10 protein-coding genes are annotated in these 11,760 nt (G+C 65.6%); 2 read left to right on the forward strand and 8 right to left on the reverse strand.

What is annotated here, in order from left to right; all coding sequences use genetic code 11:
* Positions 1–11 precede the first annotated feature (11 nt).
* From EOW68_RS12655 to EOW68_RS18765, 6 genes are all read right to left on the reverse strand, one after another.
* Positions 12–1,889, reverse strand: a complete 1,878-nt coding sequence (locus EOW68_RS12655) for a molybdopterin biosynthesis protein (RefSeq protein ID WP_128225528.1) — start codon at positions 1,887–1,889, stop codon at positions 12–14.
* The gene (locus tag EOW68_RS12660) at positions 1,886–3,106 is read right to left on the reverse strand and encodes a molybdopterin molybdotransferase MoeA (protein ID WP_128225529.1); all 1,221 of its coding nucleotides are present in this window, start codon (positions 3,104–3,106) and stop codon (positions 1,886–1,888) included. Before EOW68_RS12660 ends, EOW68_RS12655 begins: the two co-directional genes overlap by 4 nt.
* Before the next feature lie 118 nt (positions 3,107–3,224).
* Positions 3,225–3,728 carry a Tfx family DNA-binding protein gene (locus tag EOW68_RS12665; RefSeq protein WP_128225530.1) on the reverse strand — a complete coding sequence of 168 codons (504 nt, stop codon included), beginning with the start codon at positions 3,726–3,728 and terminating at the stop codon, positions 3,225–3,227.
* A gap of 52 nt (positions 3,729–3,780) precedes the next feature.
* The gene (locus EOW68_RS12670; RefSeq protein ID WP_128225531.1) at positions 3,781–4,587 is read right to left on the reverse strand and encodes an amino acid ABC transporter ATP-binding protein; all 807 of its coding nucleotides are present in this window, start codon (positions 4,585–4,587) and stop codon (positions 3,781–3,783) included.
* Positions 4,584–5,312 carry an ABC transporter permease gene (locus tag EOW68_RS12675; RefSeq protein ID WP_128225532.1) on the reverse strand — a complete coding sequence of 243 codons (729 nt, stop codon included), beginning with the start codon at positions 5,310–5,312 and terminating at the stop codon, positions 4,584–4,586. The genes EOW68_RS12670 and EOW68_RS12675 overlap by 4 nt, the downstream gene beginning before the upstream one ends.
* Positions 5,309–5,683 carry a substrate-binding domain-containing protein gene (locus EOW68_RS18765; protein ID WP_431358916.1) on the reverse strand — a complete coding sequence of 125 codons (375 nt, stop codon included), beginning with the start codon at positions 5,681–5,683 and terminating at the stop codon, positions 5,309–5,311. Before EOW68_RS18765 ends, EOW68_RS12675 begins: the two co-directional genes overlap by 4 nt.
* Before the next feature lie 300 nt (positions 5,684–5,983).
* Between EOW68_RS18765 and mobA the strand changes: the two genes are divergently transcribed.
* Both mobA and EOW68_RS12690 read left to right on the forward strand, forming a co-directional pair.
* Positions 5,984–6,598, forward strand: coding sequence for a molybdenum cofactor guanylyltransferase (mobA, locus tag EOW68_RS12685; protein ID WP_128225533.1), 615 nt, complete (start codon positions 5,984–5,986; stop codon positions 6,596–6,598).
* Between the two features lie 65 nt (positions 6,599–6,663).
* Positions 6,664–8,436 (forward strand): aldehyde ferredoxin oxidoreductase family protein, encoded by a 1,773-nt coding sequence (locus tag EOW68_RS12690; RefSeq protein WP_128225534.1) that lies wholly within the window; start codon positions 6,664–6,666, stop codon positions 8,434–8,436.
* Positions 8,437–8,440: 4 nt separating this feature from the next.
* Here EOW68_RS12690 and yqeC read toward each other — a convergent pair whose 3' ends face one another.
* Positions 8,441–9,163, reverse strand: coding sequence for a selenium cofactor biosynthesis protein YqeC (gene yqeC / locus EOW68_RS12695; RefSeq protein ID WP_128225535.1), 723 nt, complete (start codon positions 9,161–9,163; stop codon positions 8,441–8,443).
* 76 nt (positions 9,164–9,239) lie between these two features.
* Entirely contained in the window at positions 9,240–11,288 is a 2,049-nt protein-coding gene (gene fdhF / locus EOW68_RS12700) for a formate dehydrogenase subunit alpha (protein ID WP_128225536.1), read from the reverse strand.
* Between the last annotated feature and the right edge of the window lie 472 nt (positions 11,289–11,760).

An 11,760-nucleotide genomic window follows, 5' to 3' on the forward strand; every position in this document is an offset into this window, starting at 1 on the left:
GTGCTTCCCGGTCAGATTTCGAAGCCGTCCAGATCGGAAACGAGTTCGTCGGCCGGTGGAAGCAGCCCCTCCAGTTGCTGCACACCAGGTTTCGATGTCCGGTCGGACGCGGCGAGTACGCGGACCTGCTGGTCGCCCAGTGAGACGAAGCCGAGGTCGAGCTTCGTCGCCGTCGTCCCCAGCCCGAGCGCGACGTCTGCCTTCCCGGCCAGCACCCGCCGTGGCGGGCTCTCCGATCCCCGCGTCGTCAGATCGAAGCCGTCGATCTGCTCGAACAGTTCCGTCACAGCAACGCCACGGCTCTCTGCGGTCTCTTCGAGTGCGGCTTCGAGTGACTGTCGCAGCCCGGACTGGCGGTCACGGTTGACGAATCGCAGATCGCCGTCGACGAGATCTTCGACAGCCGAGACGTTCTCCGGGTTTCCGCTGGGGACGACCAGCCCCCACTCCCTGCTCCAGTTGCCGAGTTCGACCGTCTCCACCTCGTGGTCGGTCGGGCCGGCCGTGACCGCCACGTCGGCGATCCCCTCGCGGAGCCGTCGGACCCCCTCACGGCTGCCCAGTGGGAGATACCGCGGCCGGTCGAGCCGGTCGAGCAGCCGCGAGAGTAGCGGATCGTCCTCGCCCATCCCCAGAATCGACGGCGGCCGAATGTCCTCGGAGAAGAGTTCGACACTGACCGGGTCGCCGGCATCCAGCTGTTCGACATCCGGCGGGACTTCGACGATGCCGTCGGCGTCGGCGAGGCTCGTCGTCGCACCGCTGCCCTTGTCGACCGGGTAGACGAGCGTGTTGCCGTCGCCATCTTTCACGACGCCGACTGGCATCAACCGGAGCCGTCCTTCACGGTAGCGCTCCGTGACCGCCATCGCTCCATCGAGTGTCGTCGCCCCAGTATCCGGTTCACCAGCAGCGTCCTGGATGACCGGCGCGACGAACTTCCGGAAGGTCATCAGCGCCGAGACGGGGTAGCCGGGGAGCCCGACGTAGGCCGCCCCGCCGAGTTCGCCGATCAGCATCGGTTTGCCGGGTTTGACCCCGACACCGTGACAGAGTAACTCCCCCTGCTCTTCGATGATCTGGTAGATGACGTCGACTGCGCCGGCGCTGGTCGAGCCAGAGGAGAGGACGAGATCGCACTCTTCGGCGGCCCCCTTCAACTGCGATTCGAGTGCGTCGAAGTCGTCGCCGACGTGTGGGTAGAGCACTGCCTCGCCGCCGGCCTCCTCGACGCTCGTCGTGATGGTGTAGCTGTTCACGTCGAAGATCTGGCCGCTGTCGCTGTCGAGTGCTGCGCCGGGCCTGACGAGTTCGTCACCTGTCGAGACGATGCCTACTTTTGGTCCCTGCCTGACTGGCACATCTTCGACGCCGAGCGCCGAGAGGAGGGCAATCTCGCGCGGTGTGAGCCGTGTCCCTGGGCCGAGTGCCCGCTCGCCCGCCGAGACGTCTGCGCCAGCGACCATGATGCCGTCACCCGGCGCGACGGCGGTCCGGACGGCAACCTCCTCGTCTTCAGTCGCCGTTCGTTCGACCATCACGACCGCGTCGGCGCCCGGTGGGAGGACCGCTCCAGTGGAGATCTCGACTGCCGTCTCAGGATCGACGGTCACCGTCGGCTCTTCGCCTGCGTGGACCGTTCCCGCGAGTTCGAGCGTCGCCGGATCGGCCTCCCCGGCTCCGAAGGTGTCCCTCGCCCGGACGGCGTAGCCGTCGACGCTCGCGCGGTCGAAGCCGGGGACGTCGATCGCCGCGTCGACGCGCTCCGCGAGGATGCGTCCCCTGGCTTCGGTCAGCGAGACTGTTTCCGTGCCGCCGTCGATATCCAGTCCACGGACGAGTGCTGCCGCCTCCTCGGGGTCCAGCAGATCGCGGAACTCCTTTCTCATGCTCCCCCCTCCCAGAGCTGGACGTCGACGGTGGTTCCCGCGTCGAGGCCCTCGCGTTCCTCGGGGACGACGACCCAGCCATCGGAGAGCGCGACACTGGACAGGACGCCAGCACCGCTTGCTCGCACCGAACTCGCGACCTGCTCGCCATCCTCCTCGTCCAGTTGCACACGGGCAAACGAGCGAATCCCCGGCTCGCTGTAGATCTTCTCGTCGAGTCTCGCCGTGACCGTCGGGAACGGCTCGATTGCTCTGCCGTTGGCCCACGCGATCGCCGGCCGGAGGAACTGGACTGCGTTGACGAGACAGGACACTGGATAGCCCGGTAACATGAGCACGGGCGTCTCCTCGACGACGCCGATTGCGACCGGGTGACCCGGTTTCAGACCGACGCCGTGGACGATCACCTCCCCGAGTTCTGCGACGACGTCGGGTACCAGATCGCGCGCGCCGACAGACGATCCGCCCGTCGTGACGACGATATCGTGCGAGAGTCCGTCGGTGATCGCATCGGCGAGTGCCGACTCGTCGTCGGTGACGATCTCGTTGTAGGTCGGATCGCCACCCCACGTCTCCGCGAGTGTCGAGACGGTCAGTCCGTTGGTCTCGATGATCTCGCCCGGTCCCGGATCAGACTGGACCAGCTCCTCGCCGGTCGGAATCACCGACACTGTTGGCTGCTCGTACACCGTCACCTCACCTATCCCGACAGATTTGAGCAGGCCGAGATCCGACGGCCGGAGCTGTGCGCCCGGTTCGTACAGTTTCTGTCCCGCGGTCACGTCCTCGCCGACCGGGGCGACGTTTTCGCCCTCGCTAACCGAGTCGAATATCTCGATCTCGCTGCCGACCGCCTCGGTCTCCTCGACCATCACGACGGCGTCGGCCGCCTCGGGTACCTGGCTGCCCGTGTGGACCTGTCTGGTCTGTCGCGGTGCGAGTTCGTCGTCAGATTCCCGCAGGACGACTGGTGACCGGTCGCTGGCCCCGAACGTATCCTCCGCGCGGACCGCGTAGCCGTCCATCGCCGCGCGCCGGTAGCTGGGGACGTTTGCGGGTGACTCGATGTGAGTTGCGACGACCCGACCGATCGCCGACTCCAGCGAGACTGTCTCGGTTCTGTCGTGTGGTTCGATCCGCTCGTGGAGCTCTGTTCGGGCCTCGGCGAGCGGCGTTCGATCCCTGAACGGCTCGTGTGAGTGATCCTGATCAGACATCGCTGTAGAGTGTGACCGTCAGCTGCACTGTCTCGAAGCTATCGACTGCCATGGTTGATCCTCGGTGTCAGCAGCAAAAAAACCCGAGCCAACCCGGGCCGTCGAAAACTCACGAGAGCTATGCGGTCTGTACCTGCACAGTGCCGTCGTCCGCGACGGTGACGAACAGTCGCTGTCGGACTTCCCGGCCCTGGATGGCGTCGATCGCGGCGTCGCTTATGAGTTTCATCAGATCGGGGGCTGTGTGGTGGAGTTTCATCCCGGCCTCGTCACAGACCTCGAACACCTCGTCGGGGATCTCGTACAGATCCGTCCCGGGGGTGATCTCGACGCGGACTGGTGCCGAGAGCGCATCTGCGAACGCGACTGTCGTCCGGGATTTGGCGACGTTCTCGCGGGCTCGGCTCTCGACACTCGCGACGTTCGCCCGCGATGTCCCAAGCAGGTCGGCGATGGTTTCCTGCTTGCGGCCACGCTCGCGCATCGCCAGCACCTCCGCCTGCCGCCGAGTGAGGGTGCTCGTCTCGGCGTCGAACCCACACTCTGCGAGGAGTTCGTCGACGTCGGCTCTCGTCTCCACCCCCTCGTTCTCCTGGGTGGTACTGCCATCCTGTTCGGCCATACTCTTCCTAACGGGTGGTGGTGCAAAAAGTTACAGCCTATCGCTTCGGCGATCAGTAGACGAGTTCACCGTCGATGAACTGCCGCGCCCGTGGATCGTCTGGGCGCTCGAAGACGTGTTCTGCCGGGCCGAGTTCGATGATCTTTCCGTCGACCATGACCGCCACACGGTCCGCAACCCGCTCTGCCTGGTGCATGTCGTGGGTCGCGATCACGACGCCAAGCCCCTGTGCCCGTGTCGTATCGACTGCTTCCTCGATGACGGCCGTGTTTCGGGGGTCGAGATCCGAGGTCGGCTCGTCTAGCAGGAGATAGTCGGGATCGTAGGCGAGCGTGCGGGCGAGTGCGACCCGCTGGGCCTCGCCACCAGACAGCGACGAGGCCTGCTGGTCCGCGGCGTCGGCGAGCCCGACGACCGACAGCGCGTCTCTGACTGCCCGACTCGTGTTGCCGCTGCCGATGCCCGGAAGCCAGCCCCTGAATCGGTCGCGCCAGCGTCGACGGACCCGGAGGCCGTAGCTGACGTTCTGCCGGACGGTCGTACCGAACAGATTCGCCTCCTGGAACACCATGCCGATCTGCCGCCGAGCGTGGAGTCGCTCCCGTTCGGAGAGCGTCCAGAGATCCTCTCCCTGTAGCTGGACAGTCCCCGCGTCGGGCCGGTCGAAAATCGCGAGCAGTCGCAACAGGGTCGTCTTTCCGGTTCCAGATGGCCCGATCACGGCGAGTGTCTCGCCTTGCCGAACAGCGAGGGAGATCTCTTCGAGGACATCGGTCCCGTCGAAGCCGTGGCTGACAGCCGAGACTGCCAGCCCGTCCGTGAGCAGTCTGTCGGTCTGCTTTCGTAGCTGTTTGCTCATATCCGTCCACCTCCGAGTCGGAGTACGACGCCGTTGATCAGCAACACGAGTGCGACCAGGATCGCACCCAGCACCAGGGCGAGTTCGAACCGCCCCTGTCGGGTCTCCAGCTGGATCGCGGTCGTCAGCGTCCGCGTCGATCCCTCGATGTTGCCGCCGACGATGAGTACCGAGCCGACCTCGCTGATGGCTCGTCCGAGGCCTGCGAGCACGCCCGTGACGATCCCGTAGCGGGCTTCTTTGATTGTCGCCAGGGCGATGTCGAGGCGCGTTCCACCCATCGCGTAGGCAGCGTCCCGAACACCCTCCTCGACGCTGGTGACGGCCGCGATACTCACCCCGGTGATGACCGGTGTGGCGAGGACGAACTGCGACATGACCATCGCTTCCTTCGTGAAGACGAGATCCAGCCCCCCGAGTGGCCCCTGGTTCGACACCGCAAACAGGACGAGCAGGCCGACGACGACGCTCGGGAACCCCATCCCGGTGTTGATGACCGCGACGAGAAACTGCTTGCCGGGAAACTCCGAGAAGCCGACGGCCATCGCGACTGGCAGGCTGAACAGCGTGCTAAAAAAGACCGCGAGGAGACTGACGTACAGCGAGACGGAGATCGTATCGAGAACGTACGCACGCTCGAAGGGAAACTCGACGAACAACGGACCGATCACGGCAGCTATCACCGGGCCGCTCGCGCGCTCGATCGCCGGTACTGTCCCGATCATCTGTCATCCGCGTCCCAGCCCTCGGGAACGCATTGCTGTAAATTCGGGTCCGTCGAGACAGTCTCCGGGCAAAACAGCTGTTCGCCGTCGACTGACTCGTCTTCGAGCGATCGAGCGTCGACCATCACCACGTCCGACTCACCGTTGCGGGCCGTCACGAGTGCAGTCCCGGGTCCCTGTGCGACGGCATCGACCCCTGCCCCGAACCGATCCACGTACGCCCCGTTGAGTCCCTCTAGCAGCCCCGTATCGTACGTGCTCGTCGTCGTGAGCATCTCGCCGACAACGGCAGCCTCGCCGTCTGTCCAACCACCCGGACAGCCGGTGACTGCACTGCCCGTTACCGCAGCGAGAAAGCGACGGGGGTTCATTCGTATGACGAAATCAAAAACGGGTACATATTTACACTTTTTGCTGCCTACGTAACTATCTATAGTTACTCCTCAGATCGCTGTGAAGACAAACCGGTTACGGCGGGTACACAGCTACTACCGGTGTCCAGCAGCGTCGTGTCCGCAGCTTCGAACGCTGGGGTCGTGTCGCGCTTGCGAGGCTGGTCACGGATTCGAGTTCGGCTTCGTCTCGACTGCGGCGGCTGGCCGCGCGACCGACCAGTCTTTGTTCGCCGACCCAGACAAAAGAGGTTTGCAGACACCGCGTTGAAACAGTGTATGCACAGTGGCGTCATCATCGCTGGCGGACGGTCGACACGCTTTGGGGAGACCGACAAGGCGCTGGCCGATCTGGCCGGCACGCCGATGATCCGCCGCGTGGCAGACCGGATCGATGACATCGTAGGCGAGCTAATTGTCAACTGCCGGCCCGAACAGACTGATCCGATCAGAGAGGCGATGGCAGGCTATTCACTCCCAGTCAGCTACGCGGAGGACGAGGTGCCGGACAGGGGTCCTGTCGCCGGAATACGAAACGGTCTCGACGCCGCCAGTGGGGAGTTCGCGTTCGTCGTCGCCTGCGATATGCCGTTCGTCGATCCAGCGCTCGTCGCGTATCTCTTCGACAGTGTTGCGGGCCACGAGGCTGCCGTCCCGCGGCTGGATTCGGAGTGGTTTCAGACGACACAGGCGGTCTATCACGCCGACGCGATGGCCGCGGCCTGTGACGATGCCTTCGAAAGAGAGAACCCACGGATCCTCGACCCGCTGGAGACACTCGACTACACGGTGATCGAGGAGGCCGAACTCGAAGCCGTGACCGACCTCGACAGCTTCGAGAACGTCAACACGAGAGCGGAGTTGGAGGCCGCAGCGGACCGGCTGCGAGAGTGACAGTCGGTACTGGCCGGCTCCCCCGTATTGAAGTACAGACGAGCCGATACAGATAGCAGACGGAGATGAGTCCTCGAACGCGAGACCGGATACTGTCCGTCGATCTCACTACCGAGACTGTCGAACGCGAGCGGGTGCCCGAGCGCTGGCTCCGGCGCTATCTCGGCGGCAAGGGCGTCGGCGCCCGGTACCTCTACGACCGCCTCGACGCCGGGACCGAGCCACTCGGCCCGGCGAACCTGCTCGCGGTTATGGTCGGTCCGCTATCGGGGTATCTCCCCGGCGAACCACGGTACGCGATCGTCACGAAATCCCCGCTCACCGGCGGCTTTCTCGACTCCTACAGCGGTGGCGCGTTCGCAGACCAGTTCGCCGGCGCGCTCGGCGACTGTCTGGGGGTGCTCGTCACCGGGCAGGCCGAGCGCCCGGTTCGTCTGGTCGTCTCCGACGGCGCCTGCCGGATCGAACCCGCCGACACCTGGGGGATGGATACGGTCGAGACAGCCCGGGCGTTCCCCGATGCGGCCGTCGCCTGCATCGGCCCAGCAGGGGAACAGACCGTCGCCTACGCGACAGTCGCCTCAGACGCGGGTGACCACCAGGCCGGCCGCGGCGGTGCCGGCGCGGTCATGGGTGCAAAGCGGCTGAAAGCGATCGTCGCGAGGGGTGAGCCACCGACGCCCGGACCGACGCTGCAGGACCTCACGGAGCGGTACGAACAGGCCTACGCCGACCACGGGACCGGCCAGTGGCAGGCGGCTGGCGGTACCGTCGAGAGCGTCGATTTCGCCAACGAGATCGGCGCGCTGGCGACGAGAGGGTGGCAACAGAGCCAGTTCGACGAGATCGAAGGGGTCGGGATCGAGGCGGCGGGCGAGGCTGCCGCGGGCCGTGAGTCCGGGACGGTGCCCGGTGACTTCCGGTTCGAAACCGACGACGGCGAGGTCGTCCTCCGCGGGGCCGGGCCGATGGTCCTCGGGGCAGGGCTCGGGATCGACGATATCGAGGCTGTCGCCCGACTCGCCGAGTCCTGCGACCGGTTCGGCGTCGACCTCATCGAGGTCGGCAATGCGGTCGCGTGGGCGATCCGTGCAGACGAAGCGGGGGTCGGCGACTGTCCGGCCAGCTTCGGCGACGTGCCGGGAGTCGAGCGGCTCATCGAGACGATCGCGACCCGTCGGGGGGCGAGCGAACCCCACGAGGACGAGATACCTGCCGAACTGGCCGCGGCGCTGGCAGACGGGATCGACGAGGCAGCCGCCCGCTTCGGCGGGGCGGATCTCGTTCCGACAGTGAAGTCGATGGCACTCCCGGCGTACGATCCACGGGGGGCCGCCGGGATGGCACTCGCGTACGCGACCAGCGACCGGGGGCCCTGCCACCGTCGGGCGCGCCCAGTGGAAGAGCCGACCGACCGGCCGCTCCTGGAGACGGTCCGGATCGTCGTCGGTGAACAGACCGTCCGGTCGGTGCTCTGGAGCCTGATCGTCGACGACTTCGTCGGGGAGACGATGTGGGAAGACCTCGGCAGCGAGTTCCTCGCCGCCATCGATCGCCCCTACACGCCCGAGGAGCTGACAGCCGCCGGGGAACGAATCTGGACGCTCACCCGCCTGTTCAACGCTCGCGAGGGGTTCGACCGGAGCGACGACCGGATCCCGGCGTCGGTCCGTCCCGACGATGGGACCGCGAACGAGTCGGCGTTCGACCGGATGCTCGATGCGTACTACCGGGCCCGTGGCTGGGGATCGGACGGGGTGCCGACGCGCGAGACCGTCGAGCGACTCGACCTGCTCGACGTCGTCGACGATGAGACCCCTCTCGGTGAGCCGTGGTAGCCGGTCACACCGTGTCGACGGCGTCGAACCGGGCGAGGACGACCCGTGGGATATCGATCCTGTCGGCATACTCGTGCGTGCGTTCGGCGATCGCTCGCGCCGCACGTTCGTGCTCGTCGCTGTCGACTTTCGTCAGCAGCGGGACGACTGTCGCATCTGCGGGGACTCCTTTCAGACCGCCCGCCTCGGCGGTGAGGACAGTCGCGACAGTCGCTGCTGTAATCTCGTCGCCGATCCCGGTGTCGGTCAGTGCAGCGACCCGCTCGGGTCGATGGACCCAGTACTCGGTGAGGGGTTTGCCGACCACGTGGACGCTGACGACCGGGACGACGACCGCCGCCGACGCCGGAATCCGTGGTTCGTTCTCGGCGGGGGCTTTGAACTCCCGCATCCGCGCACCGTCTGCTTTCACGAACACAGGCCCGTCGTGGTGCTGTGCGATCGCATCGACTGTCCCGGGCTCGTACCCCTGGTATCGGTTGCGACCCTGGCGGTCGGGAACGAGCCCCAGCGGGAACTGCAGCTCGTCTGTGTCCAGGGTTGCGAGCGGCTCGGTCGTGATATCGAGTCGTGCGACCTCCCGGTCGAAGATCGGGATGTTGACCGTCGATGTGACGATCGCCCGCTTTCGCCGGTGTGCCAGCGCGAACATGGTGGTCGTCTTCCCGCCGGCGCCGACCACACAGATCGGCCCGTCCGCCGATCCAATTGCGGTTACGAGATCCATAGGCCGGATTCGATTGAGGCAGTGTTAGGCTTTTCGCGCGGTCGACCGGCAACTGTCCCGCGAGCACGACCGCAGATCACTCGGCCGGCGTCACGGTCACGGCAGAGTGTTTGTACTCGGGAATCTCCGCGACCGGATCGAGCTCCCCGCCGGTGACCGCGTTCGCGAGCGGTTCGGTGTAGTGGAACGTACAGAAGACCACACCGCGCTGGATCGTCGCGGTTACGTCGGCCGTGACGGTCACACCCCCGCGCTCGTTCTCGACGACGACCGTCTCGCCGTCCTCGATCCCGCGCTCCTCTGCGTCTTCGGGGTGAATCTCGAGGACGTCCTCGCCACGCATCATCGTGAGCGTCTGTGACCGACGGGTGAGTGCGCCGCTGTTGAACTGCGCGAGCACCCGTCCGGTCGTGAGCACGAGCTGGTCGTCGCCGACCGAATCGGCTGGCGGTGTCGGAGCCACGGGCATCAGGGGCGCTTGCTGTTCGCCGTTGGCGAACTCGTCGGTGTGGAGGATGTCGACTCCCTCCTCGGCGTCTGCCGGGTACGGCCACCGCTGGCAGCCCTCGCCGATCCCGTCGTAGCTCATCCCGGCGTAAATGGGACTGACGCGGGTCAGTTCGTCGAACACCTCGGAGGGACCCTCGTACGCGAAGGAGCCGGAATCGAGGAGGCGACTCCCCAGTTCACAGAGGATATCCAGGTCGCGACGGCTGTTGCCCGGCAGGTCGGCGTTCGGGCGCATCCGCATCACGCGGCGGTCGGTGTTCGTCACTGTCCCGGACTTCTCGGCCCAGCTACTGCCCGGCAACAGGACGTCGGCGTGGGCAGCGGTCTCGGTCTCGAAGAGATCGATGACGACACAGAAATCCAGCTCGTCGAAGGCGTCGGAGACGCTGTTGGCATCCGGCTCGGTCATCGCGGGATTCTCCCCGAAGACGACCGCAGCCCTGATCTCGTCGCCGAAGTGGTGTGTCGCGGTAACCTCGGTCATCCCCGGTTCCCCCGGTGGTTCGACACCCCACTCTTCGGCGACGCGTTCGCGGGCCTCGGCGTCGGTGACCGGTTCGTAGCCGGGGAAGATGTTCGGCAGGGCGCCGACGTCGCCGGCCCCCTGGACGTTGTTCTGGCCGCGCAGCGGGTTCACACCTGTTCCCGGCCGACCGACGTTGCCCGTCAGCAATGCGAGATTCAGGAGGGCGCGGACGTTGTCGGTGCCGGAGGTGTGCTGGCTCATCCCCATGCCGGTGATGATCGTCGCCGCCTCGGCAGTGGCGTACGCCCGGGCAGCCTCCCGGAGTCGGTCGGGATCGACGCCCGCTGCCTCGGCTCCGGCCTCGATGTCGGCGTCGTCGAACTGGTCACGGAACTCTTCGACTCCTGTCGTTCGCTCCTCGATAAAGTCCTCGTCGACCAGATCCTCTTCGAGGAGGACGGCCGTGATCGCGTTCAGCAACTGGATGTCGTGGCCGGGGCGAACCGGGAGGTGGATGTCGGCCGCGTCGGTCGTATCGTTTTCCCGCGGATCGATGTGGATCAGCGTCGCCCCGTCGCGGATCGCGGGCAGCAGGTACGACCGGAAGATGACGGGGTGTTGTTCGGCCGGATTCGCACCCGCGACGAGCAGGCAGTCGGTCTCCATCATGTCTCCGAGGCTGTTCGTCATCGCGCCAGCGCCGAAGCGCTCGCTCATCGCCGCCACCGTCGAGGAGTGACACATCCGCGCGCAGTTGTCGACGTTGTTCGTGCCGAGCATCCGCGCGATCTTCTGGAAGATGTAGTTCTCCTCGTTCGTGCAGTTCGAGGAGGCGAAAAACTGGACCGCGTCGGCACCGTGGTCGTCGACGATCGTCGTCAGTTCGGCTTCGATCCGGTCCATCGCTGTCTCCCAGGAGACGGCTGTAAACTCGCCGTCCTCGCTGACGAGCGGTTCGGTCAGCCGCCCCTCGTGGGTGACGATATCGAAGGCGGCGACACCTTTCGGACAGACTTCCGATTTCTTGTTTACCGGTCCCTCCGTTCCGGTCGCCTTCTCGTTGCCTGCATACTCCAGCGTGCAACCGACCCCACAGTACGGACAGACGGTTTGCTGTGCTTCGTAACTCCGGTCTTGTTCTTTGCTCATGTGTATCAGCTTCCGAGTACAGCGGGTCCAGCCTGTGTGCGGATGGGCCCGCGCACGTCCATCGGTATCAGTATGATACACTGTATCATAATTAAACATGTGGGCTGGATTATTGCAGTTATTTTGACGACCGAGTCACGGACACCGAAATCTGGTCTCGGTCACGAAGGCACCCACAGCAGTCAGTATCAGCCGGTCGGTTCAGCCGACGAATCGAATACTCCCGCATACCAGTACCAAGCAACGGTAGCAGCGGCAACAGCGACCTCGCCGGTTATCACTACCAACGGACGATGACATCCTCCGCGCCGTGAACGGCGCGGTTTCCCCGACCGCACGTTTGGTGTCGGGCGGTCCGACACAAACGGGAGCAAGATTCCACCGCGTGGGTGTACTCCGGTTCGCGCTCGGTACGTGAGCCGTCGTGAGACGGTGTGGCGTGTTCGGTATCCCCGAAGGGACACGGTATCTC

Origin of the sequence: Halovenus amylolytica, assembly GCA_004015825.1 — an archaeon.
Classification (GTDB): domain Archaea; phylum Halobacteriota; class Halobacteria; order Halobacteriales; family Haloarculaceae; genus Halovenus; species Halovenus amylolytica.

What these genes read in the sequence shown, in the direction of transcription:
- EOW68_RS12655 (WP_128225528.1), bottom strand. Translation starts at nt 1,889, where the DNA reads ATGAGAAAGGAGTTCCGCGATCTGCTGGACCCCGAGGAGGCGGCAGCA.
- EOW68_RS12660 (WP_128225529.1), bottom strand. Translation starts at nt 3,106, where the DNA reads ATGTCTGATCAGGATCACTCACACGAGCCGTTCAGGGATCGAACGCCG.
- EOW68_RS12665 (WP_128225530.1), bottom strand. Translation starts at nt 3,728, where the DNA reads ATGGCCGAACAGGATGGCAGTACCACCCAGGAGAACGAGGGGGTGGAG.
- EOW68_RS12670 (WP_128225531.1), bottom strand. Translation starts at nt 4,587, where the DNA reads ATGAGCAAACAGCTACGAAAGCAGACCGACAGACTGCTCACGGACGGG.
- EOW68_RS12675 (WP_128225532.1), bottom strand. Translation starts at nt 5,312, where the DNA reads ATGATCGGGACAGTACCGGCGATCGAGCGCGCGAGCGGCCCGGTGATA.
- EOW68_RS18765 (WP_431358916.1), bottom strand. Translation starts at nt 5,683, where the DNA reads ATGAACCCCCGTCGCTTTCTCGCTGCGGTAACGGGCAGTGCAGTCACC.
- mobA (WP_128225533.1), top strand. Translation starts at nt 5,984, where the DNA reads ATGCACAGTGGCGTCATCATCGCTGGCGGACGGTCGACACGCTTTGGG.
- EOW68_RS12690 (WP_128225534.1), top strand. Translation starts at nt 6,664, where the DNA reads ATGAGTCCTCGAACGCGAGACCGGATACTGTCCGTCGATCTCACTACC.
- yqeC (WP_128225535.1), bottom strand. Translation starts at nt 9,163, where the DNA reads ATGGATCTCGTAACCGCAATTGGATCGGCGGACGGGCCGATCTGTGTG.
- fdhF (WP_128225536.1), bottom strand. Translation starts at nt 11,288, where the DNA reads ATGAGCAAAGAACAAGACCGGAGTTACGAAGCACAGCAAACCGTCTGT.